The organism is Comamonas testosteroni ATCC 11996 (assembly GCF_000241525.1).
Lineage (GTDB): Bacteria > Pseudomonadota > Gammaproteobacteria > Burkholderiales > Burkholderiaceae_C > Comamonas > Comamonas testosteroni.
Window position 1 is genome coordinate 24,409 of the sequence record NZ_AHIL01000063.1, and the last position, 20,554, is coordinate 44,962.

Below are 20,554 nucleotides of genomic sequence, written 5' to 3' on the forward strand. Positions count from 1 at the left end.
CCTGTGCTGCAAGCTGGGATGGATATTAACATTAAATGAGAATCAATATCAATTAATGTCGGTAGAAAATTTCAAGCATCTTCACTTCCCGCATGAATGACAGGCCAACCAGCTTGTACAGCAGCGCCGCAGCCATCAATAGCACTGCAAAACCATCCATGCGTTATCAAAGCGGCGCGCGCGAAGATCATCCCGGCGAATCCACAGGTAAAGCTGGCCACTGTCACCCCAGCTCATGCCCGCTTTATCGTCGCTGCCAATTTGCAGCAGCAACACCCAGTCAGTGGCCGTGTCTCGCACAGACTGCAGCTGGGGGTTTGAGTAAGCGTTGCCGCTGCCACAGTAATGCCCTGCCGCCACTAACGCGCACTCCACCTGCATATTGCCCTGCACTGGTGTGGGCCAGCCACCCACGCGATGGCAGCAGGCATCTTCTCCATCGTTGCTGGCGGCGTTGCCCGGATCATCCAGCCACCAATCCGCAAATGTGTCTGACTGCGCATCAGTGAGCTCAATGTTCAGACTGTCCCATTGCGCGGTTTCCATGGGCAACGGCGTGCTGCAAGCGTGCAATTCGCAAGCCACAGGACTGAACTGCCAGTCTGCGCCCAGCATTCGCAGTTTTTGCGGTAACGCGCGACGCTGCAAAGCAGCTGCATCGTCATGAAACAACACTGCCAGCGCACAGCTATCTGCCGGGTCATAGCCCCAAGGGCATTCCACCGCGTCATAAAAGACCGAGAGAACTCCGCTGCGCGGAAAGTCTTCATCCGCCGCACCAGTTGCATGCACATCAGCAAAGTTGACCTGCGCGAGAAAGTTCAGCGGAAAAGGGTTCTCCAGACGCTCGATATGCAGCAGCGCTTCTTCGCGAATTTTCTGTGCCTGTTCTGGCTTGGCCCATCGCCAGCGGCTGTCGGGAGCAACGCTGTCTTCGCGATGAGGCTTCACCCGCTGCTCATGGTCCGGATAGCGTCCTCGCTCGGGCCAGGCCACACCGGCAGGCAGGTCGGGGCAGCCGCCCAATTTGGTGCTGCCGGACGCAATCTCCGCTTCATCCTCCACCGCAGTGGTCTGCAGCCACACAGCCGCCCTGGCTTGCGCAGCCAGTTGCTGCGCAAGCGCTGCATCGCCCAGCACCGGCTCAAGCGCACGGGCGATTTCCTGCGAATTTGCGTAATTCATCCATCCCTTTTCTGCCTGCCTCGAGGCCGTTCTCTGGGTTCTTCAGGGGGCCAGCATCTGCGCCGGGCATTCGCTGACCAGCACCTCCCCGGCCCAGGGTGCAAGCTTGCTGCAGTCCGAACGCAGCACCTCCTGCTTGACGGCCAGAATCTGCGCGGGGTGCATGGAAAAGCTGCGCAGGCCCAGGCCCAGCAGCAGCCGGGTCATGCTCAGATCGCCCGCCATTTCGCCGCAGACGCAGACTTCCTTGCCTGCGGCATTGGCCGCTGCGATCACCTCGGCCACCAGACGCAGCACGGCAGGATGCATGGGGTCGTAGAGATGGGCCACGGTTTCGTCGGCCCGGTCGATGGCCAGCGTGTACTGGATCAGGTCGTTGGTGCCGATCGACAGGAAGTCGAAATACTGCAAAAAGCTGCGCACCGTCAGGGCGGCCGCCGGGATCTCAATCATGGCGCCCAGCTTGACCGGCCCGTAGGCGACGCCGCGCACATCGAGCTCATGCTGTGCCTGGCGCAACTGGGCCAGGGTCTGCTCGATCTCGCTGCGATGGGCCAGCATGGGAAACAGCAGCTTGATCTGCCCGTGCGCCGCCGCGCGCAAGATGGCGCGCAGCTGGGTGCGGAACATGACGGGGTCGGCCAGACTCCAGCGGATGGCGCGCAGGCCCAGTGCGGGGTTGAGGTAGTAGTCCTTGGGCTGGGCCTTGTCCAGCGGCTTGTCGGCCCCCACGTCCAGTGTGCGGATGGTGACCGGCATGCCCTGCATGCCGTCGATGGCCTCGCGATAGGCGCGGTACTGCTCTTCTTCCCCGGGTAGATTACCGCTGCGGCCCATGAACAGGAACTCGGTACGAAACAACCCCACGCCGACAGCGCCAGCCCGCACGGCCGCCGCCCCGTCGCTGGGTTGCTCGATATTGGCCAGCAGCTCCACCTTCTGCCCATCCATGGTCAGCGAAGGCGTGTAGCGCAGACGGGTCAGGCGCTCTCGCTCCAGCTCGGTCTGGCGCTGGCGAAAGCCGTACTCCGCCAGGATGATGGGCGTGGGGTCCACGATGACCACGCCCTCGTTGCCGTCGATGATGACCCAGTCGTCCTGGCGGATCAGCTGGCTTGCGGCCCGCGCACCGACCACGGCCGGAATGTCCATGCTGCGCGCGACGATGGCGGTGTGGCTGGTCTTGCCGCCCACGGCGGTGATGAAGCCGGCAAAGACCTTGCTCTTGAACTGCAGCATGTCCGCTGGCGACAGGTCCTGCGCCACCAGCACCAGCGGGGTTTCCGTGGCGCCTTCGAGCTGCAGCTGCTGCCCGCTGGCCGCCGGTGTGGCGCCTGTCGGTGCCAGCGGCGGTGCAGCCTGCGCAATCGGGCTGGCCGCGCCCTTCATGTGGCGCAGAATGCGTTCCACCACCTGCTCCAGATCGGCCTTGCGCTCGCGCAGGTATTCGTCGTCCATCTCGTCGAACTGGCGCGAGACGATTTCGAGCTGAGTGGTCAGTGCCCATTCGGCGTTGTACAGACGCTCGGAGATCCAGTTGCGGATGGCCTCGGCCAGTGCCTGGTCCTGCAGCAGCATCAGATGCACATCGAGCAGCGCATCCAGCTCGCCAGGCGCATCCTTGGGCATTTCTTCCTGAAGCCGGCGCAGCTCGTCAATCACCGCATTGCGTGCCGTGCGGGCACGCTGGATCTCCGACTCCACCTGATCGGGACGAATGAAGTAATGCACCACCTCCATGCGACTGGAGGCCACAACGACCGCGCGCCCAATGGCAATCCCTCGGGAGACGGCCAGGCCGTGGATGGCAAATGTCATAGCGAATGCCCTTTCGCGAATTTCGCGATTGCTTTTTGCTTGCTTCTTGCTCTTGTTTTTGCAGCAGCCAACGCAGTTCTTCTCTGCGCCGCAGCACGAAAAACGCTTTATCTCATTGCCAGCAAGGCGCTCCTTGCTATCAAAGGAGCCAGCGCCCCAGCCGCCGCCTGCACGCAGTCAAGCGACGACGCAGGCCGCGCCGCTGTTACTGGCCTTCACCAAACTTGTCGTTGATCAGGGCCACCAGCGCATCCATGGCTTCCTGCTCCTGCGCGCCATCGGTTTCCATCTCCAGCTCGGAGCCTATGCCCGCCGCCAGCATCATCACGCCCATGATGCTCTTGGCATTGACGCGGCGCTCCCCCTTGGTCAGCCAGACCTCGCAGGGGAAGCTGCCCGCGAGCTTGGTGAGCTTGGCCGATGCACGGGCATGCAGGCCCAGTTTATTGCTGATGGTGATATTGGTCTTGATCATTGGAAGGTCGTGCGCTTTGATTTTGTCGGGAACTGCCGGCCACCTGCATCACCCCCTGGCTGCCGCCCACCATGGCCCGCGAAACCAGGGCGTCCAGCGACTCATGCCGATAGCCGATGGAGCGCAAAAGCATGGGCAGGTTCACCCCCGCCACCAGCCTGGCCTGCAACAGGCCCGTGAGACGCTGGGCCACATTGCATGGGGTGGCGCCAAACAGATCGGTCAGCACCAGTGTCGGCGCATCCAGCCCGCCATGCGCCACCAGCATGGCCAGGGCACGCTCCAGCGTGGCCTCGGGCGCCTCATCGGAAGGCACGTCCAGGGCCAGCAAGTCGTCAGCGCTATCGGCAAACACATGCAGCGCGCATTCGCGCAATGCAGCGGCCAGAGGAGCGTGAGTGAGCAAAAGAATGCGCGTGGTCATGTAGTCACAGTTCTTGATAGCAAATTATGGCCTGTTGCAGCCGTCAACAAGGGCAACGAGGTGGATGAAGCGCAAGGGTCATGATCTGGATGCGGGCTTATTGCAACTGCAGGCCCGAAAAAAACATCTCGGCCTCGGCAGACCTGGGCTTGTCGGCGTAGATCACGGCGTGATAGACCCTGGCGCCACTGCCCTCCAGGCGAGCAAACCACAGGCCATGCCCCACCACCTTCTGCCCCCTGGGGCCCAGGCCCTCGAATGTGATGCGCAGGGACTGCGGCAGATTCAGCGCCCCCTTGGGCACCCACGGGCCATCGCCCCTGGCATCAAGCCTCGCGGCGGCACCGTCTGCCGACTTCAGTTGCGCCAGCACTGCCTGCTGCCACAACGTCAGTGCCTCGGCAGCACGAGCAGGTTCGGCCACGGCGAAATGCGACACCGCATAGGTCGCGCCCTGGGCCTCGCAGCCCACCACCGACAGCGGCACCTGGCCCAGGCCCAGCTCGACAGGGCGGCTGGCCGCCTGCGCATCACAGGGCAGCAGCGCTTGCAGCGGCGCATCCTTGAGCTGGATGGTGCGCCAATTGAGCGCCGGGCTGCAGGCGGCCAGCAGTGCGCAGCTGACCAGCAGCGTCGCAGCCCAGAGTCCGGTTTTCTTCATGGCCCATTATCGGCAGCGGCATGGGCCCGGCCTGTCACGCAAGCCTAGGGTTGACCCGTGGGTCAAGCAGTAAGAACTGAACTTTCGGCGTGTTTGACACACCAAACCACAGATCAGCAAGGTGCTGAAGATTTGTGCACAATCAATCACTATGGCAAGCAAACATTGGATCGCAGGCATTGTGGCGGCCGCCGTCATCGGCGTCGGAGCCTGGGTGTATTCGGGCGCAGGGCAGACCGCTGCGCCGCAATCCACCTTTGTGCTGCTGGACGGCAGCCAGAAAACCACCGCCGACCTCAAGGGCAAGGTGACGCTGGTGAACTTCTGGGCCACCAGCTGCACCACCTGTGTGGCAGAGATGCCCGAGATCATCAGCACCTACCAGAAGTACCAGGGCAAGGGCTTTGACACCCTGGCCGTGGCCATGAGCTACGACCCGCCCAGCTATGTCGTGAACTTTGTCGAATCGCGCAAGCTGCCCTTCCAGGTCGCGCTGGACAACACCGGCAACGTGGCCAAGGCCTGGGGCGATGTACAACTCACCCCCACCACCTTCATCGTCAACAAGCGCGGCGAGATCGTGAAGAGCTATATCGGCGCCCCCGACTTTGAGCAGCTGCACAAGCTGATCGAGAAGCTGCTGGCCGAGCCGGCAAACGCCTGAGCTCATTCAAAAACATAGCTGCTAGCGCACGCTGTTGTTCGATTTCAAGATGAAATAAAGCTGAAATCAGCTACAGACAAGCGCAAGGCGCTCATAAAAAAACCGGCAATGCCGGTTTTTTTGCGTCTGCTTGATGCAGGACAGTCTTGGCTTACTTATTGCGGAAGCTGTCGTGACAGCTCTTGCAGCTATTGGCGGCCGGGCCGAAAGCCGTCTTGAGATTGTCCAGATTGCCGGTCTTGGCGGCAGCGTTGAGCTTGACGACTTCGGCTTCCATCTTGCCCGACAGGTCATGGAACTTGGCCTGCTCCTTCCACACTTCAGGCTTGGCCTTGCCGCCTTCGGTGCCGGCGCCGAAACCGGCCCAGGGCAGCTTGGACATGAAGGCCACGACCTCGGCGCTTTCCTGCGCGCTCTTGGCATCGAAGGGCATCTTGCCGTTGGCCATGGCGCCCAGACGGCTGAAATGCGTGCCCAGCACGCTCAGCGCGCTCTGGCGGTATTTGATGGCATCTTCAGCCTTGGCGAACTGGGCCGAGGCAGGCAGGGCCACGGTGGCAACCACAGCAGCGAATGCCAGAGTGGAAAAAGCTTTCATCGGGGTATCCTTTCTTGGTTCCGCAGCCTGCCGCAGGCGGCTGCCTGACCAGTATGGCAGAGTCACCCAAAGGCAACGATTTGGGCTTGCAGCCTTGCCAAGGCACAATGTCCGGGTCCATCAGCCATGAAAAAGCCATGACAGAGTCCGCCACACAAGCCGCCACGGAAATCCACAGAACTCGGATCTGGGACCTGCCCACCCGCCTGTTTCACTGGCTGCTGGCGATCTGCATCGTGGCCCTGGTGGTCACCGCCAAGATGGGCGGCAATGCCATGAACTGGCATCTGCTGCTGGGACAGGTGGTGCTGGCCTTGCTGATCTTTCGCATTCTCTGGGGCCTGGTGGGTGGGTACTGGTCGCGCTTTGGCAGCTTCATCCCTTCCGCGGCGGCCATGAGACGCTATCTCAGTGGCGCGTCGACCACGCAGGATCGCGCAGGCCACAACCCGCTGGGCTCGCTGTCGGTCATTGCGATGCTGATCGTTCTGATAGCGCAGATCGCAAGCGGGCTGATGAGCGATGACGAAATTGCCTTCAGCGGACCGTTGACGCGTTTTGTGTCCGGCGAGCTGATCTCCAAGGCCACCGACTACCACGCCCACTGGGGCCAGTACCTGATTTACGCACTGGTCGCACTGCATCTTCTGGCCCTCATCGGCTACAGCATCAAGGGCGACAAACTGGTCCCAGCGATGGTCACGGGCGACAAATTGCTGAAGGAACCCGTTGCTGCGAGCCGCGACACCGCCAGTACCCGGGCTCTGGCCGCACTGCTGGCCGTGGTGGCAAGCTCTCTTTCCTGGTGGGTCCATCAACTGGGGCAGAGTGCTGCTTTCTGAGTTCTGACGCTGCAAGCATCTGCTTTAACCATGCAGCGCGCTTGCCGCTACACTGACCCTTCTTTCATCATTGCCTAGCTGCCGTGGACAAGCCTGCCGTGGACTTGCTGACGCCCACACTCGAGGAGATGGACGCTGTGCGTCAGATCTTCCAGGAGTATGCGGACAGCCTGAACATCGACCTGGAATTTCAAGGATTCGAAACCGAACTCGCCGAGCTTCCCGGCGACTATGCCGAACCCCGCGGGCATATTCTGCTCGCTCGTGTAGACGGCAGCATTGCAGGCTGCTGTGCACTGCGCCCCCTGGATGACTCCGACTATCCCAATGCTGCCGAGATGAAGCGCCTGTTCGTGCGCAAGGCGTTTCGTGGCTTTGGCCTGGGGCGCCAACTGGCAGAGGCCATGCTCGACAAGGCACGCCAGGCCGGGTACGACCATGTGCTGCTGGACACGCTCGACGACATGGAAGCCGCCCGCGCACTCTATGTCGAGCTGGGCTTTGAATCCATCGCCCCCTACTATCACAACCCGCTGCCAGGGGCGCACTACCTCAAGGCCGATATCTGCTAAGGCCGCGCATCGCGCGCCTTTAGCGCCTCGAGAACACGGTAATTTTTCTGCACCTCGATTTAAGTTGCTGCGTGACAGAGCCGCTTAGTACAGAGTAAGAGCGCCACGGTGGCGTTCGGTCTGTCATAACGACTCTGTTTTTAGGAGCACTCCATGCTGAGCCTGCACACCAACGCCGCTTCCCTGAGCACGCAAAACTCCCTGGCCTCGACCAACAAGGCCTTGTCTTCCTCCATGACCAAGCTGGGCACGGGCTACCGTGTCAACTCCGCCATGGACGATGCAGCCGGCCTGCAGATCGCCACGCGCCTGAACGCCCAGACCAGCGGTATGAAGGTGGCGCAGAAGAACACACAAAACGGCATCTCCATGCTGCAGACCGCCGAAGGCGCGCTCTCGGAAATTTCCAACATGCTGATCCGCATGAAGGACCTGGCCACGGAAGCCGCTACCGCGACCTCGTCCGCGAACGACATCACCGCCATGGCCGCCGAATACGACGCGTTGACGGCCGAGATCACCTCCATCAAGTCCAACACCAAGTTTGGCGGTACCGCCTTATTGGCCGCCAACCAGGCCTGGACCTTCCAGACCGGTGCCAGCGGTGCGGAAACCTATGCCTTCACCGCCACCACATTCAGCCAGACGGCTGTTGCTTTCACCAACGCCGCTACTGCTACAACGGCCATGGGTGCCCTGGATACCGACATTGCCGCCATCAGCACCCTGCGTTCGTCCTTCGGTGCCGCGGCCAACCGCCTGGAACATGTCTACAACAACCTGGGCAACATGGTGCAAAACACCGAGGCCGCCAAGGGCCGCATCATGGACGTGGACTACGCCAGCGAGACCGCCAACATGACCAACAAGCAGATGCTGATGCAGGCGTCTTCGGCCATGCTCAAGCAGTCGAGCAGCATGAGCCAGATGGTCGCCTCGCTGCTGCAATAAGCACGGCCTGGTTTGACGCAAAACCGCCTCCGGGCGGTTTTTTATGCCCGCCATTTAAGAATCCGGCGGCCCTGGCCGCCTAAAGCTTGCAAGAGCGCCATGGCGGCGCCCCTCCGTGTCGCGTGACACTTGCTATCTAGGAGCACTCCATGCTGAGCCTGCACACCAACGCCGCGTCCCTGAGCACGCAAAACTCGCTCGCCTCGACCAACAAGGCGCTGTCTTCGTCCATGACCAAGCTGGGCACGGGCTTTCGCGTCAACTCCGCCATGGACGACGCCGCCGGCCTGCAGATCGCCACGCGCCTGAATGCGCAGACCAGCGGGATGAAGGTCGCGCAGAAGAACACGCAAAACGGCATCTCCATGTTGCAGACCGCCGAAGGCGCGCTCAGTGAAGTCAACAACATGATCATCCGCATGAAGGATCTGGCGACCGAAGCAGCCACCGCGACCTCCAGCGCTGCCGACAGGACGGCCATGCAAGCCGAGTTCAAGGCCTTGAGCGATGAAATAACCAGCATAATCGATAACACAAAATTTGGTGGCCAAGTGTTGCTCGAAGGAACCAACGGCATCTTGGCTGCTCAGGTCGACTTCCAGATTGGCGCGTCCGGCTCTGAAACTTACGGGTTTGATGCTGCCACCGAACTTGGTGCTCTGGCCACGGAACTGGGCAACTTGGCCGGCGACGACCTGTCCGCCGCAGCGGCAAACTTCACAACTATCCTCAAGCACGCCGAGGACGCTTCGGCCGCCGTAGGCACCCTGCGCTCGTCCTTCGGCGCCGCCGCCAACCGCCTGGAACATGTCTACAACAACCTGGGCAACATGGTGCAAAACACCGAGGCCGCCAAGGGCCGCATCATGGACGTGGACTACGCCAGCGAAACCGCCAACATGACCAACAAGCAGATGCTGATGCAAGCCTCCACCTCCATGCTCAAGCAATCGTCGAGCATGAGCCAGATGGTGGCTTCGCTGCTGCAATAAGCACCGTCACTCTTGTGTAAAACCGCCTTCGGGCGGTTTTTTTATTTAAGAAATTTGCCCTAGCCGTCGCTTTGCACAGACAAGAGCGCCGCAGTGGCGTTCGGTCTGTCACAACGACTCTGTTTTTAGGAGCACTCCATGCTGAGCCTGCACACCAACGCCGCTTCCCTGAGCACGCAAAATTCACTCGCCTCGACCAACAAGGCCCTGTCTTCCTCCATGACCAAGCTGGGCACGGGCTACCGCGTCAACTCCGCCATGGACGACGCCGCCGGCCTGCAGATCGCCACACGCCTGAACGCCCAGACCAGCGGCATGAAGGTGGCGCAGAAGAACACGCAAAACGGCATCTCCATGCTGCAAACCGCCGAAGGCGCGCTCAACGAAGTCAACAACATGATGATGCGCATGAAGGACCTGGCGACCGAAGCGGCCACCGCGACCTCCAGCGCTGCCGACAAGACCGCCATGGACGCCGAGTTCGACGCCCTGGCGACGGAGATCGACTCCATCATGACGAACACCAAGTTCGGCGGCCAAGCCCTGTTGACCGGCGGCACATTCGCTGCCTCCGCCACCTTCCAGATCGGCGCCTCCGGCTCGGAAACCTATGCCTTCAACGCCACGGCAGACATGACGGCACTGGCCACAGCCATCACCGCTCTCAAAGGTGGTGACATTACTGCCGCGGGCAACGCCGTGATCGCTTTGGCAGACACCGCCTCTGCCGCCGTGGGCACGGTACGCTCGTCCATGGGTGCCGCGGCCAACCGCCTGGAGCATGTCTACAACAATCTGGGTAACATGATCCAGAACACCGAAGCCGCTAAGGGCCGCATCATGGATGTGGACTACGCCAGCGAGACCGCCAACATGACCAACAAGCAGATGCTGATGCAAGCGTCGACTTCCATGCTCAAGCAGTCCTCGAGCATGAGCCAGATGGTGGCTTCGCTGCTGCAGTAATTGCACAGCCGCGCGGGAGGCGCAAGCCTCTTTGGCCCACAAAAAAGCCAGCCTCTCGGTTGGCTTTTTTGCTTTTGCATCTGCTTATTTCAAGACTGTCGCGGCTAGTTCAGGCGATCGGCCATGATGCGTGCCAGCGTGGCCTGCAACTCCTGAGTCAGGCCTTCCAGGCTGCAGCCCACAACGACTACCTCGCCAAGCAGAAACGAGCGGTAGCTGCGGCGCGAGCGCACCGTAAGGTCCACCTGGATCTGCACACCATCGCCGAGATTGAGCACCACCTTGGGAATTTTTCGGCCCATGAACAACATGGCGGTTTCGCTGCGCGAGCCGCGCAAGGCCACCCCCCCAGCGCTTAGATCTTCCACATGCAGCACGCAAGGGCGCTGACCAAACATGAAGCGGGCTTCTCCGTCCTGCCCCAGCGGCAGCGGCACACGCGGATAGCGCCGACGCTGGTGCTGCAGCACCTGTGCCGGCCAGGGCGCCTCCAGCAGCCAGCCCCCGCCAACCTGCTGCGTCCACTGCGCCTGCATCACCCACTGGGTAAGCATGCCCCCCGGCAAATGCGCCACGGCCAGCACCTGCGTCGGCAGGGGTTGCAGCGCGCCAGAGACATCGAGTGCCAGCTGCTGCCGGTCCGCATCAATACGGCTCAACAGCCCCATGCCGCAGGGACGGCCGCCGGTATCGTCCAGGCAGGAGGCATCGTGCACCTCAGCCCGCAAGGTCATCACGCTTTGCTGGCGCTGCAGGGTCTCGAACACCTGCAGCAAAGCACCCGGGCTGTCCAGGCGGTAGTACGACGAATCAATCATGGCAGGTACGGCATAAGCTTGTGGCAGCTTGGTAGACACCATATTGTCGATGGACAAAGACCGGTAGCGGTCTTTACCCCAGCACTCCACGGCTTTGCAGCAAACGCGCCACGCGCCGACGGGAGATGGCGCGCACCGCAGGCACCACGGCCAGCACCCAATCATAGGCAGGCACCTGGGCCGCGCTGGCGAACGCGCTGGCAAATTTCTGCATGGCCGCAGTCTGTGCAGCCTGGTCTTGCAGGCTGAGGCCCGCGCTGACCTGGAAGGCCTGCACGACAGCCAGCACCTGACTCACTCTCTCGCGCACCACCGGCAGTGTGAGCTGCAGCTCCTGGGCACGCTCAGTGTCCGTCACACTCCAGCCCCCGACTGGCAGAGCCTCAGCCACAGACTGCAGCTTGGGCGCCACCCATTGGCCCGCAGGAAAACGCTGACCATTGCCCTTGACCATGAAGCGCTGCTGCACCAGGGGCCAGCAGCGCTCATCGACCGAAAGCTGCAGCGGCTGCTCCAGGGAGCCAAGTTGCATGCCCAGTGGTGCCAGGGCTGCGGCGAACGCATGGCGGCTGGCACCGGCCGAGCGCGCCTGGCTAACCTGCCAGGCACCATGGGTACCATCCTGCCCCAGCAGGCAAAAGCTCACCAGCTCCTTGTCCTGAGCGCTCAGGGCCTGCAGGCTCTCCCAGCTCCAGCCTGCCAGCAGGAATTGCTTGCGCGCAGAGCGCACCGGCGACCACTGCAGACATTCATCAAGACTGTCGAGCGTGCGCGCGGGGCGCTGCGCCCATAGCTCCTGCACCTGCTGCAGCGCAATGCGCATGCGTGCCAGAGCGGCTTCCGAGGGCAGTTTACGCTGGTGACGAGCGGCCTGTCCCAGCAGACCCAGCGCCTGCCCCAGCGCGATCAGGAAATCCAGCGTCATCTGCGCCTTGCTGACCTGCACCTGAAACTCGCGCACATGCTGCGCAACCGCCGCAGCCATCCAGCCCTTGGGCCAGGTACTCTGGTAACGAACCTGGGGCAGCAGTTGCGCCGCGACGGCAGCAACCGGCGCTGCGGCTATACCAGGCTGCGACCCGCCCACGCTGCCCGCACGCGCCGGCGCCCCGCCGGCAATCCGCGTGCTGCTCACAGGGCGTCAAACAGGCTCAGTTGGCTGACCTTGCCATAGGCGGCCTGGGTGGCCTCCACGGCTGAAATCAGGCTTTTGAGCTGCACCGCCGCAGTTGAGTAATTGAGTTGTGAATACTCGAGCACCGAGGTCTGGTTGGCCGTGCTGAGATTGCTCCAATTGGTGTTGAGCGTCGCAATGATGTTCTGGGCACCACCGAGCTTTGAAATCTTGGTGGAGACCTGGTCCATGGATTGGTCCACGCCTTCGAGGGCAGCCTGCAGCGTGGCTCGCGTCGCCGGATCATTGGCCGTGGTGTTGCCACCGCGGATGACACCGATGGCGGCGTCCAGCGCATTGAGCACGCCGGCCATTTCATCACCCAGGGTCACGTTTGCGGGCTGGGTGATGCCGTTTCCGACCACCACCATCTGCTGCTCGGCGTTGCCGTCGGCGCTGTAGCGGCTGCCGGCGGCAGCGGTCTGATCCAGGCCCAGCGTCGGCGTCCTGCTCAGCGTGCCGGAAAACAGGTAGGTGCCTTCCTGGTCCTTGGTCAGGGTACTCGCATACAACCCGTCACGCAGGGCTTCCAGGCTTGTGGCCATGGCGCTCAGATCTTCTGCGGTATTGCCTCCGTCCAGCGCCCAGACCAACAGGTCGCGTGCACTCAGCATATCGCTGTTGATGCTGCTGAGCACGGTCTCGCTTTGCGTCATTCGGCTGGACAAGGCACCAATATTGTCCTTGTACTGCGCAATGCTGGCTTCCTCGCGCTGCAGGCGCGCAATGCGCACATGGGCGATGGGGTCGTCGCTGGGACGGGTCAGGCGGTTGCCCGAGGCCATCTGCCCGATGAGCTTTTCCAACTGGGCATTGGAGTTCTGCAACGAGGCGTTGACGGTGATGTGGTACTGGTTGCTGGAGACGCGCATGGCGTGATTTCCCGATTCGTGAATGTGAAAGCAACGCGCCTCAGCGCATCTGCAGCAGGCTGTCGAACAGCTCGTTGGCCACGGTGATGACCTTCATATTGGCCTGGTACATCTGCTGGTACTGCATCAGGTTGACGGCCTCTTCATCCGTGTTGACCGCGCTGGTGGAGCGCCAGTTGGCCTCAGACTGGTTGCGCACGGTCTGGGCCGTCTCGTAGGAGGCGTTGTTTTGCTGGCTGTACATGCCCAGCTTGCCCACCAGTTGGGTGTAGACGTCACCGAGCAGCACCGAAGAGCCCACCATGCCGGTGTTGCCCGCGCCATAAATGTTCACGGCCTTGCTTTGCAGGGCGATCAGCGCCTGCAGCTGGGCGCTGTCGCCCACCTTGGCAGGATCACCCGACAGACCCAGGCGCTCCGGCGTCAGGCCGCCGTCAACCGTCAGCAGGGCCGAGCTGGAGGTGGCATCAAACACAAACAGCGGGCCACCGGCCTGACCGTCAAGACCGTATCCGGCCTGTAGCACCTGATTGACTTCCTGAGCAACGACCCCTGCCAGGCCGCGCACCGAGGCATCCATGGGGGCGAGCACATCGCGCTCCAGCGCCGCCAGGCCACCCAGCGTGCCGCCCCAGTTGTCGGCACCCAGCTGGAAGGTCTCGGTGCCGAAAACCACGCTCAGCGACTGCGAGCCGGGGTCCAGTTGCACTGTGGCTGCGCGATTGCCCACTACCAGCGGCTGGCCGCCCTTGAGCGAGAGATTGACCGAGCCATCGGGCTGCAGCGTGCTCTGCACGCCCACCAGCTTGGACAGCTGGTCGATCTTGGCATCACGCTGATCCTGCAGAGACGAGGTATTCAGGCCCGCCCCCGAGCTTTGTGCAATCTTGTCGTTGAGCGCGGCAATCTCGTTGATATACGAATTGACCTGGTCAACAGCCACGCTGCGCTGCTGGCGCACGGCCAGCGCCTGATTGGCCACGATCTGGCTGATGTTGTTGACGGTCTGCCCCAGAGCCTTGGCCGACTCGATGATCTGCTGGCGCAACGGAGTGGATGTGGGCTCCACGCTGGCGGCGCTCAGGGCGCTGAAGAATCCGTCCAGCGCCATATTGATGCCGCCATCGGCATCGCCCATCACCTGCTCGAGCTGCAGCAGATAAGTCTGTGCCGCCTCGTACTGGCCCTGGGTGCTGGCCGCGCGCCACATCTGCTGTGTCTTGTAGGTGTCGGCATAGCGGATCAGCGAAGTCACGGCCACGCCATCGCCAGCTGCCAGCGCACTGTTGGCCGAGGCCTTGGCCGTCAACATCACGCCCTGGCGTGTGTAATTGGGCGTCAGGGCATTGGCCAGATTCTGGCTGACGGTGTTGAGGGCGACCTGAGAGGCCTGCACGCCCGTGAGACCGTTGAAAAGCATGCTCATGAAAGTTTCCTGGTTGCGGCAGAGCCCGTCGATGCCGGTGCTGCGGGCAGCATCTGGCGCACCAGCACATCGGCAATGCCAAACGCCCGCTGTCCGGCCAGCCCGTCGGCCACGGCCTGTTCGGCCAGCGCCAGCGTGCTGTCGTTGACGCGTTGGTTGATGGCGCTGCCGGGATCGGCAAGAGCCGCCGTGGCCTGGCGCATCTGCTTCATCATCTGGGCGACAAAAAAGCTCTCGAACTTCACTGCAGCCGCCGTCAGGCGCTGCACGGTATCTGCGTCCGGGGCCGTGGCGGCAGGAGCGATGGCTTCCTGGGCTTGGTTGGTTCCCGTGGCCTTCTGGACCAAAGTGCGTGCAATATCCATGTGGTCAGGCCTCAGATCACGATCAGCTCGCCCTGCAGGGCGCCAGCCTGGTCCAGGGCCTGCAGGATGGACATGATGTCGTCCGGCGAGGCACCGGTGCGGTTGATGGTGTCGATGATGGTCTGCAGCTTGGCGCCGGCCGGCCATTCAAACATCTGGCCGTTGCCTTCCTTGACCAGCACATCGGATTCGGGCGTCACCGCCGTGCGTCCCTGGCTGAACGGTGCGGGCTGGCTGACATTGGACTGCTCGCGGATCACCACGCGCAGCGCGCCGTGCGAGACCGCTGCGGCCTTGACCGTCACGCCCTCGGCAATCACCACCGTACCGGTGCGCGAGTTGAAGACCACGCGCGGCAGTTCCTGGCCCATGGCCACCTGCAGGTCCTGCAGATCGGCGACAAAGCCCACGCGCTGTGTGGGCACGCTCGGCGCACGCACCTCGATGCTGGTGCCGTCGCGCGTGGTGGCGATGTCGCCGTAGCGCGCATTGATGGTCTGCACGATGTTGCGCGCCGTGCGAAAGCTGGGGTGGCGCAGCGACAGCAGCACAGTGTCGCCGTTTTCAAAATCCGTGGGGATCTCGCGCTCCACCGTCGCGCCGTTGGGAATGCGCCCCGAGGTCGGGGTGTTCACCGTCACGCTGGAGCCGCTGGCGCCAGCCGCACTCAGGCCGCCCACGACCAGCTGGCCCTGAGCGATGGCATAGACCTCGTTGTCCACACCGCGCAGCGGAGCCATCAGCAACATGCCACCACGCAGGTTCTTGGCGTCGCCCAGCGAGGACACGGTAACGTCGATGGTCTGGCCTTTGCGGTAGCCAGGCGGGAATACCGCACTCACCATCACCGTGGCCACGTTCTTGAGCTTGGTACTGCTTTTTTCGGGAAGCTTGACGCCAAACTGCGTGAGCATATTGTTCACCGACTGCCCGGCAAACTTCACCTGGGTGCTGTCACCAGAACCATTCAGGCCCACCACCAGGCCGTAGCCGATCAACTGGTTCTCACGCACGCCCTCGACATGCACGAGATGGCGCAACGCACGCATGCTGGCTTTGGCAGAGCTGTCCACCCCGGCCCGCGCGAAACGGGGGGCGGGCTGCGCCGCAGCGTGCAAGGCCGTGCCGGCCAGCAGCAAGGCCAGCGCGCTGCGGCCAGGGCCGCGAATCAGGAAGGCAGACAACATCGTGAATCAGAAAGGAAAAAGCGGGCTTTGGAAAACACGGGTGAGCCAACCGGCCTGGCTGGCATCGGACAGGGCGCCGTGGCCCGAATAGCTGATGCGCGCATTGGCCACCCGCAGCGAAGACACGCGGTTGTACAGGTCGACATCGGTAGCGCGCACATAGCCGCTCAGGCGCAGCACCTCATCGCCCTGGTTCAGCGACAGCGCCCGGTCCCCCTTGATGTAGAGCAGACCGTTGGGCATGACTTGCTGCACGATCACGGTCATGGAGCCGGTCAACGCGTTTTGCTGTGTGCTGCTGCCACCACCTTTGAACTTGCTGCTGCCCTCCAGCCCGATATCGGCCTTGATGCTCTTGCCTCCAAAGACGGGCGGCGCGATGCTGGCACTGCTGCCCTTGTTGGTCTGGGTGTCAGCCTTTTTGCTGGCCTGAGTCACTTCTTCGAGCATCACGGTCAGCACATCGCCGGCACGGTGGGCGCGCTGATCGGCCAGCAGCCCCGTGGATGCATGGGGCACGAACAAGCCGCCCCCCTGGGGCCTGGCCTGGGGGACGGACAGGAAATCGGGAGCAGGCTCGGGCGACTGCGAAACCTCGGGCGGACGTGTCGCGCAGCCGGCCAGCACCAAGCCGGCCAGCAGCGCGGCGGCGGCGCGCCATGCAGCCATGGCCCTCATGAGGCCTGGGCCAGATTGCGCATCATGTCGTCGGCCGCGGACAGCACCTTGGTGTTCATCTCATAGCTGCGCTGGGCCGAGATCATGTCCACCATTTCCTCCACGGCCTGAACATTGGAGCTCTCCAGCGCGAACTGGCGCAGCGTTCCAAAGCCGGCTTCACCGGGTTCGCCCAGCACGGCATCACCGCTGGCCTGCGAGACCAGATACAGGTTCTCGCCCTGGGCCACCAGACCGGCCGGATTCACGAACGACGCCAGCTGCAGCGCGCCCAGCTCCTGAGGCGTAGATTCGGCACCAACCATGGCAGAAACCCGGCCCGTGGCGCTGATGCTCACGGATTTGGTCTCTGCCGGGAAAGTGATCTCCGGCTGCACCACCAGGCCATTGGCATTGACGAGGCGACCTTCATTGTCCACCTGCAGCTGACCGGCTCGGGTATAGGCGGTTTCGCCATTCGACAACAGCACCTGCAGAAATCCGTTGCCCACGATGGCCACATCCAGCTGCTGGCTGGTGTTTTGCATGCTGCCGTCGGTGAACTGCTTGTGCGTGGACACCAGGCGCACGCCGGTACCCAGCTGCACGCCGGCAGGCACGCGGTTGTCGCCCTGACTGTTGCTGCCGGGGCGGCGCGCGACTTCGTAGAACTGATCCTCAAAAGCAGCACTGTTGCGCTTGAAGCCCACGGTATTCACGTTGGCCAGGTTGTGCGCGATCACCTGCAGCTTGGCCTCCTGGGCCTGCAGGCCGGTCTTGCTGACGAGCAAAGCGGGATTCATGGTTTGGTCTTTTCCTGGAGTTCGGTGCCACCCGCCGGGGGTGGCGTGCATTGTCTTAACCGCGCAGCAGGCGGTTGCCGGCCTCGGCCATGCCGTCTGCGGCCTGGTAGAGCTTCATCTGGATTTCGAACTGGCGGCTGATATCCATCACGGCCACCATTTCCTCCACCGCTCGCACGTTCGACGATTCGAGCGCTCCGCCGCGCACGCGCACGGTCTCGCTGGCCGGCAAGGCCTGGCCGTCGCGCGCCACCAGCAAGCCAGAGGTGTTCTTGATCATGGGCTGGGTGCCATCCACCAGTTTCAGGCGGTTGACGTCCTGCATCTCGGTGCCGTTTTCCGGCAACACCGACAGCGTGCCGTCGGCCGTCACCGACACCGCGCGAAACGGCGGCAGCACAACCGGGCCGCCGTCGCCCAGCACTGGGCGGCCGTTGATGGAGAGATTGCCTTCAGCATCCACCAGCATGGCACCGGCGCGGGTGTAGGCCTCGCCCTCACCGTCGGCCACGGCAATCAGACCCTGGCCCAACACGGCGATATCCAGATCGCGCCCTGTCTCACGCACCGTGCCCTCGCGCAACGCCACCACATCAGTGGCAGCCTTGCTCTGGTGACGGCTGTCAAAGCCATAGCCGGGCACGACCTGGCTGCCTGCGACCTCGTAGTCGGCACGAAAGCCCGCAGTATCGGCATTGGCCAGATTGTTGGCGTGCACCTGCTGGGCGTGAAACGCCCGCTCCGCGCCCGTCATGACAGTAAAGATCAACTTGTCCATGACCTCACTCGCCTTATAGCACCTGCATCAGCGACTGCATGATTTCGTTCTGCGTGCTGATCACCTTGGTGTTGGCCTGATAGTTGCGCTGGGCGCCCATCAGACCCACCAGCTCGTTGGCCACTTCCACATTCGACTGCTCCAGCTGCTGGCTGGCCAGCTCGCCCAGCTGGCCCGTACCCGGCGTACCGATCAAGGCCGTGCCGGATTTGGCCGTGGCCTGCCAGCTGGTGCCATCCACATTGGCCAGACCGCTTTCGCTGGCAAACGTGGCCAGCGCGATCTTGCCCACACTTTGCACCATGCCGTTGCTGTACTGCGCGTTGACCGAGCCATCGGCCGCGACCAGCACATTTACCATGGTGCCCGAGGCGTAACCGTCCGAGGCATTGGTGGTGGTGGCGGTATCGCCGGCAAACTGGGTGGTGCCGGCGTAGTTGAAGGCCACCGACAGGGGATTGGCACCGGCCGGGGCCAGAGCCACGGGGTTGATTACCGACCCCGCTGGCGGAGCCGTCATATCCAGCTGGCCTGCGCTGGTGAAGCGTAGCGTGCTGGTGCCCACGGCATTGTTTTCATTCTGATAGTGCACCTTCACCTCGTTGTTCGCCGTCTTGACGAAATACTGGGTGACCGTGTGCTGGCGGCCCAGCGAGTCATAGACCACCGAGACGGTGGAGCTGTTGTAGCTGCTTGAGTCCTTGGGATCAAAAGCCACGGCGGGGGCGACCCAGTCCGCCGACAGATTGCCGACAAAGTCCACCGAGCTGCTGGCCTTGGCCGGAATCTGACCCGTAGGCACCTTGAGCTCGCCCAAAGCGCCCAGCGTGGTGCTGCCGAGCTGCTGGGCATAACCCTGCACCTGGCGGCCCATGTGATCCACCACATAGCCTTGCTTGTCCACATCGAACACGCCCACGCGGGTGTAGTTCGTCACCCCGGTGCTGTCCTTGACCATGAAGTAGCCCTTGCCGGCGATGGCCACGTCCAGGTTGCGGCCCGTGCTCAGCAGGCCGCCGGACATGTCCAGGGTCTGGGTCGTGGACGATGCGCGCACGCCGTTGGGCGCCGAGCTCGAGTACATGGCCGAGAAATTGGTTCGGCTCGACTTGTAGCCCGTGGTGCCGGTGTTGGCAATGTTCTGGGAAATCGTGTCGAGCTGGGAGTTGATCGCTTGCAGCGCCGACAGGGCAATCTGGTAGCTCATGAATTCAGGCCTGGTGAATGAAGAAAGAGAACGTCAGGGCACTCAGGCCTGCTGACCCACAAAACGCGTGATGCTGGCTGGCGAGACATCGCCCAGCCCCTCAACCTGCAAGGCCACAGCGCCGGCCGCCGTCAGGCGCACGGCCTGCAGGATGCCGGCCACCTCCACGGGGTAGCTGGTGCCGCCTGCATCCTTGACAGCGATGTCGTAGCGCCCAGGCGGCAGACCCAGCGCTGCGGGGTCGATGGAAAAATCGGCATCGCCCACGGCGCGCGAGCCGAGGCTCACCGTGGTCACCTTGCCGTTGGCGCCGGTCAGCTCCAGCCTCAAATCGGCCGTGGCCGGCAGGTTCACCGCCGCCTTCACGGGGGCTTCACCCAGCTGCAGGCTCTTGGCCGAGACCATCACGGTAGAGCCCACCTGGCTGCCCAGTTGCAAGGTCTGCAGGCTGTCCAGAATCGAGGACTGCATGCTCAGTTGCGACTGCAGCGACTGCAGCGATTCGGTCTGGCTCAGCTGCGTGAGCTGGGTGATGAAGGTGCTCGAATCTGCGGGCTCCAGAGGGTCCTGGTATTGCACCTGCGCCACCAGCAGCTTGGTGAACATCTGGCCAAGTTCCGTGCCGCCCAGGGCCTGGGTGATGGCATCCGGCGCATTGCCGGCCTTGGTGCCGGTGTCAGTGGTTGCGTTGATCAGACTCATGCTTGCTCTCCCAGGCGCAACAAGGACTCCTGCATGGAGCGCACACGGCCCAGCACTTCCACATTGCTTTCAAAGGCGCGCGACGCGGACATCATGTCCGTCATCTCGGCCACCGTGTTCACGTTCGAGTAATAGACAAAGCCCGCTTCATCGGCCACCGGGTTCTCGGGCTCGTGCACCTTGCGCACGGGCTCGGTGCTCTCCAGCACATCAAGCACCTGGACGCGCGCGGCGTAGCTGTCCAGCGTGCTCTGGCCCATCACGGCGGCGAACACCGGCTTGCGTGCCTTGTAGGCCTCTGTGTCCGACGAGGCCGCCGCCCCGGCATTGGCCAGATTGCTGGCCACGGTGTTCAGGCGCGTGCTCTGGGCCGTCATGGCCGAGCCTGCGATCTGAGCAATTTCACGAAATCCCATG

General features: G+C 62.9%; 24 protein-coding genes. 6 read left to right on the top strand and 18 right to left on the bottom strand.

The features are described from left to right. Positions 1-135: 135 nt before the first annotated feature. The 5 genes from CTATCC11996_RS24250 to CTATCC11996_RS24270 form a co-directional block, all read right to left on the bottom strand. Positions 136-1,185, bottom strand: a complete 1,050-nt coding sequence (locus CTATCC11996_RS24250; protein WP_003081717.1) for a YwqG family protein — start codon at positions 1,183-1,185, stop codon at positions 136-138. A 42-nt stretch (positions 1,186-1,227) separates the two neighbouring features. After that, on the bottom strand, positions 1,228-3,003 hold the full coding sequence (ptsP, locus tag CTATCC11996_RS24255; protein WP_003081720.1) for a phosphoenolpyruvate--protein phosphotransferase: 1,776 nt from the start codon (positions 3,001-3,003) through the stop codon (positions 1,228-1,230). A 205-nt stretch (positions 3,004-3,208) separates the two neighbouring features. After that, the gene (locus CTATCC11996_RS24260; RefSeq protein ID WP_003059390.1) at positions 3,209-3,478 is read right to left on the bottom strand and encodes an HPr family phosphocarrier protein; all 270 of its coding nucleotides are present in this window, start codon (positions 3,476-3,478) and stop codon (positions 3,209-3,211) included. After that, entirely contained in the window at positions 3,447-3,902 is a 456-nt protein-coding gene (locus CTATCC11996_RS24265; protein ID WP_003081724.1) for a PTS sugar transporter subunit IIA, read from the bottom strand. Before CTATCC11996_RS24265 ends, CTATCC11996_RS24260 begins: the two co-directional genes overlap by 32 nt. Before the next feature lie 97 nt (positions 3,903-3,999). Further along, positions 4,000-4,563 carry a hypothetical protein gene (locus tag CTATCC11996_RS24270; RefSeq protein WP_003081727.1) on the bottom strand — a complete coding sequence of 188 codons (564 nt, stop codon included), beginning with the start codon at positions 4,561-4,563 and terminating at the stop codon, positions 4,000-4,002. A gap of 151 nt (positions 4,564-4,714) precedes the next feature. Between CTATCC11996_RS24270 and CTATCC11996_RS24275 the strand changes: the two genes are divergently transcribed. Beyond that, the gene (locus CTATCC11996_RS24275) at positions 4,715-5,227 is read left to right on the top strand and encodes a TlpA disulfide reductase family protein (RefSeq protein ID WP_003081729.1); all 513 of its coding nucleotides are present in this window, start codon (positions 4,715-4,717) and stop codon (positions 5,225-5,227) included. 151 nt (positions 5,228-5,378) lie between these two features. Here CTATCC11996_RS24275 and CTATCC11996_RS24280 read toward each other — a convergent pair whose 3' ends face one another. After that, positions 5,379-5,825 (bottom strand): c-type cytochrome, encoded by a 447-nt coding sequence (locus CTATCC11996_RS24280; protein WP_003081732.1) that lies wholly within the window; start codon positions 5,823-5,825, stop codon positions 5,379-5,381. A gap of 137 nt (positions 5,826-5,962) precedes the next feature. Here CTATCC11996_RS24280 and CTATCC11996_RS24285 point away from each other — a divergent pair, with 137 nt between their 5' ends. The 5 genes from CTATCC11996_RS24285 to CTATCC11996_RS24305 all read left to right on the top strand — a co-directional run bounded on the left by CTATCC11996_RS24285 (position 5,963) and on the right by CTATCC11996_RS24305 (position 10,148). Further along, complete coding sequence (locus CTATCC11996_RS24285) at positions 5,963-6,667, top strand: cytochrome b/b6 domain-containing protein (protein WP_042438639.1); 705 nt, start codon at positions 5,963-5,965, stop codon at positions 6,665-6,667. 83 nt (positions 6,668-6,750) lie between these two features. Further along, the gene (locus CTATCC11996_RS24290) at positions 6,751-7,239 is read left to right on the top strand and encodes a GNAT family N-acetyltransferase (RefSeq protein ID WP_003081734.1); all 489 of its coding nucleotides are present in this window, start codon (positions 6,751-6,753) and stop codon (positions 7,237-7,239) included. Between the two features lie 153 nt (positions 7,240-7,392). Next, a complete protein-coding gene (locus tag CTATCC11996_RS24295) occupies positions 7,393-8,190 on the top strand; it encodes a flagellin N-terminal helical domain-containing protein (RefSeq protein WP_003081735.1) in 798 nt (265 codons plus the stop codon). 149 nt (positions 8,191-8,339) lie between these two features. Continuing rightward, positions 8,340-9,182 carry a flagellin N-terminal helical domain-containing protein gene (locus CTATCC11996_RS24300; protein ID WP_003081736.1) on the top strand — a complete coding sequence of 281 codons (843 nt, stop codon included), beginning with the start codon at positions 8,340-8,342 and terminating at the stop codon, positions 9,180-9,182. Between the two features lie 138 nt (positions 9,183-9,320). Continuing rightward, positions 9,321-10,148, top strand: a complete 828-nt coding sequence (locus CTATCC11996_RS24305) for a flagellin N-terminal helical domain-containing protein (RefSeq protein WP_003081738.1) — start codon at positions 9,321-9,323, stop codon at positions 10,146-10,148. Positions 10,149-10,252: 104 nt separating this feature from the next. Here the strand turns inward: CTATCC11996_RS24305 and CTATCC11996_RS24700 are convergent, their stop codons facing one another. Genes CTATCC11996_RS24700 through flgC form a run of 12 tightly spaced genes read right to left on the bottom strand, consistent with a single transcriptional unit; the run spans position 10,253 to position 20,553 of the window. Next, positions 10,253-11,008, bottom strand: coding sequence for a PilZ domain-containing protein (locus tag CTATCC11996_RS24700; protein WP_050878897.1), 756 nt, complete (start codon positions 11,006-11,008; stop codon positions 10,253-10,255). A gap of 31 nt (positions 11,009-11,039) precedes the next feature. Further along, a complete protein-coding gene (locus tag CTATCC11996_RS24315) occupies positions 11,040-12,101 on the bottom strand; it encodes a hypothetical protein (RefSeq protein ID WP_003081742.1) in 1,062 nt (353 codons plus the stop codon). Then, the gene (flgL, locus tag CTATCC11996_RS24320) at positions 12,098-13,012 is read right to left on the bottom strand and encodes a flagellar hook-associated protein FlgL (protein ID WP_003081744.1); all 915 of its coding nucleotides are present in this window, start codon (positions 13,010-13,012) and stop codon (positions 12,098-12,100) included. Before flgL ends, CTATCC11996_RS24315 begins: the two co-directional genes overlap by 4 nt. A 40-nt stretch (positions 13,013-13,052) precedes the next feature. Beyond that, positions 13,053-14,438 (bottom strand): flagellar hook-associated protein FlgK, encoded by a 1,386-nt coding sequence (gene flgK, locus CTATCC11996_RS24325; protein ID WP_003081748.1) that lies wholly within the window; start codon positions 14,436-14,438, stop codon positions 13,053-13,055. Further along, on the bottom strand, positions 14,435-14,803 hold the full coding sequence (locus tag CTATCC11996_RS24330; RefSeq protein WP_003081751.1) for a hypothetical protein: 369 nt from the start codon (positions 14,801-14,803) through the stop codon (positions 14,435-14,437). Before CTATCC11996_RS24330 ends, flgK begins: the two co-directional genes overlap by 4 nt. Positions 14,804-14,814: 11 nt before the next feature. Further along, positions 14,815-15,990, bottom strand: a complete 1,176-nt coding sequence (locus tag CTATCC11996_RS24335; protein WP_003081754.1) for a flagellar basal body P-ring protein FlgI — start codon at positions 15,988-15,990, stop codon at positions 14,815-14,817. Positions 15,991-15,996: 6 nt separating this feature from the next. After that, a complete protein-coding gene (gene flgH, locus CTATCC11996_RS24340) occupies positions 15,997-16,659 on the bottom strand; it encodes a flagellar basal body L-ring protein FlgH (RefSeq protein WP_003081755.1) in 663 nt (220 codons plus the stop codon). A 5-nt stretch (positions 16,660-16,664) separates the two neighbouring features. Next, positions 16,665-17,450 (bottom strand): flagellar basal-body rod protein FlgG, encoded by a 786-nt coding sequence (gene flgG, locus CTATCC11996_RS24345; RefSeq protein WP_003081756.1) that lies wholly within the window; start codon positions 17,448-17,450, stop codon positions 16,665-16,667. Between the two features lie 55 nt (positions 17,451-17,505). Continuing rightward, positions 17,506-18,228: a flagellar basal body rod protein FlgF gene (locus CTATCC11996_RS24350; protein ID WP_003081757.1), complete on the bottom strand. Its 723-nt coding sequence runs from the start codon at positions 18,226-18,228 to the stop codon at positions 17,506-17,508. A gap of 13 nt (positions 18,229-18,241) precedes the next feature. Next, positions 18,242-19,435 carry a flagellar hook protein FlgE gene (locus CTATCC11996_RS24355; protein WP_003081758.1) on the bottom strand — a complete coding sequence of 398 codons (1,194 nt, stop codon included), beginning with the start codon at positions 19,433-19,435 and terminating at the stop codon, positions 18,242-18,244. 42 nt (positions 19,436-19,477) lie between these two features. Next, entirely contained in the window at positions 19,478-20,137 is a 660-nt protein-coding gene (locus CTATCC11996_RS24360) for a flagellar hook capping FlgD N-terminal domain-containing protein (protein WP_003081760.1), read from the bottom strand. Continuing rightward, positions 20,134-20,553: a flagellar basal body rod protein FlgC gene (flgC, locus tag CTATCC11996_RS24365; protein WP_003081762.1), complete on the bottom strand. Its 420-nt coding sequence runs from the start codon at positions 20,551-20,553 to the stop codon at positions 20,134-20,136. Before flgC ends, CTATCC11996_RS24360 begins: the two co-directional genes overlap by 4 nt. Position 20,554: the final 1 nt, after the last annotated feature.

What these genes read in the sequence shown, in the direction of transcription:
- CTATCC11996_RS24275 (WP_003081729.1), top strand. Translation starts at nt 4,715, where the DNA reads ATGGCAAGCAAACATTGGATCGCAGGCATTGTGGCGGCCGCCGTCATC.
- flgG (WP_003081756.1), bottom strand. Translation starts at nt 17,450, where the DNA reads ATGAATCCCGCTTTGCTCGTCAGCAAGACCGGCCTGCAGGCCCAGGAG.
- CTATCC11996_RS24360 (WP_003081760.1), bottom strand. Translation starts at nt 20,137, where the DNA reads ATGAGTCTGATCAACGCAACCACTGACACCGGCACCAAGGCCGGCAAT.
- CTATCC11996_RS24700 (WP_050878897.1), bottom strand. Translation starts at nt 11,008, where the DNA reads ATGGTGTCTACCAAGCTGCCACAAGCTTATGCCGTACCTGCCATGATT.
- flgL (WP_003081744.1), bottom strand. Translation starts at nt 13,012, where the DNA reads ATGCGCGTCTCCAGCAACCAGTACCACATCACCGTCAACGCCTCGTTG.
- CTATCC11996_RS24300 (WP_003081736.1), top strand. Translation starts at nt 8,340, where the DNA reads ATGCTGAGCCTGCACACCAACGCCGCGTCCCTGAGCACGCAAAACTCG.
- CTATCC11996_RS24355 (WP_003081758.1), bottom strand. Translation starts at nt 19,435, where the DNA reads ATGAGCTACCAGATTGCCCTGTCGGCGCTGCAAGCGATCAACTCCCAG.
- CTATCC11996_RS24350 (WP_003081757.1), bottom strand. Translation starts at nt 18,228, where the DNA reads ATGGACAAGTTGATCTTTACTGTCATGACGGGCGCGGAGCGGGCGTTT.
- CTATCC11996_RS24270 (WP_003081727.1), bottom strand. Translation starts at nt 4,563, where the DNA reads ATGAAGAAAACCGGACTCTGGGCTGCGACGCTGCTGGTCAGCTGCGCA.
- CTATCC11996_RS24330 (WP_003081751.1), bottom strand. Translation starts at nt 14,803, where the DNA reads ATGGATATTGCACGCACTTTGGTCCAGAAGGCCACGGGAACCAACCAA.
- CTATCC11996_RS24260 (WP_003059390.1), bottom strand. Translation starts at nt 3,478, where the DNA reads ATGATCAAGACCAATATCACCATCAGCAATAAACTGGGCCTGCATGCC.
- CTATCC11996_RS24335 (WP_003081754.1), bottom strand. Translation starts at nt 15,990, where the DNA reads ATGTTGTCTGCCTTCCTGATTCGCGGCCCTGGCCGCAGCGCGCTGGCC.
- flgH (WP_003081755.1), bottom strand. Translation starts at nt 16,659, where the DNA reads ATGGCTGCATGGCGCGCCGCCGCCGCGCTGCTGGCCGGCTTGGTGCTG.
- CTATCC11996_RS24280 (WP_003081732.1), bottom strand. Translation starts at nt 5,825, where the DNA reads ATGAAAGCTTTTTCCACTCTGGCATTCGCTGCTGTGGTTGCCACCGTG.
- ptsP (WP_003081720.1), bottom strand. Translation starts at nt 3,003, where the DNA reads ATGACATTTGCCATCCACGGCCTGGCCGTCTCCCGAGGGATTGCCATT.
- CTATCC11996_RS24250 (WP_003081717.1), bottom strand. Translation starts at nt 1,185, where the DNA reads ATGAATTACGCAAATTCGCAGGAAATCGCCCGTGCGCTTGAGCCGGTG.
- CTATCC11996_RS24305 (WP_003081738.1), top strand. Translation starts at nt 9,321, where the DNA reads ATGCTGAGCCTGCACACCAACGCCGCTTCCCTGAGCACGCAAAATTCA.
- CTATCC11996_RS24265 (WP_003081724.1), bottom strand. Translation starts at nt 3,902, where the DNA reads ATGACCACGCGCATTCTTTTGCTCACTCACGCTCCTCTGGCCGCTGCA.
- flgK (WP_003081748.1), bottom strand. Translation starts at nt 14,438, where the DNA reads ATGAGCATGCTTTTCAACGGTCTCACGGGCGTGCAGGCCTCTCAGGTC.
- flgC (WP_003081762.1), bottom strand. Translation starts at nt 20,553, where the DNA reads ATGGGATTTCGTGAAATTGCTCAGATCGCAGGCTCGGCCATGACGGCC.
- CTATCC11996_RS24295 (WP_003081735.1), top strand. Translation starts at nt 7,393, where the DNA reads ATGCTGAGCCTGCACACCAACGCCGCTTCCCTGAGCACGCAAAACTCC.
- CTATCC11996_RS24285 (WP_042438639.1), top strand. Translation starts at nt 5,963, where the DNA reads ATGACAGAGTCCGCCACACAAGCCGCCACGGAAATCCACAGAACTCGG.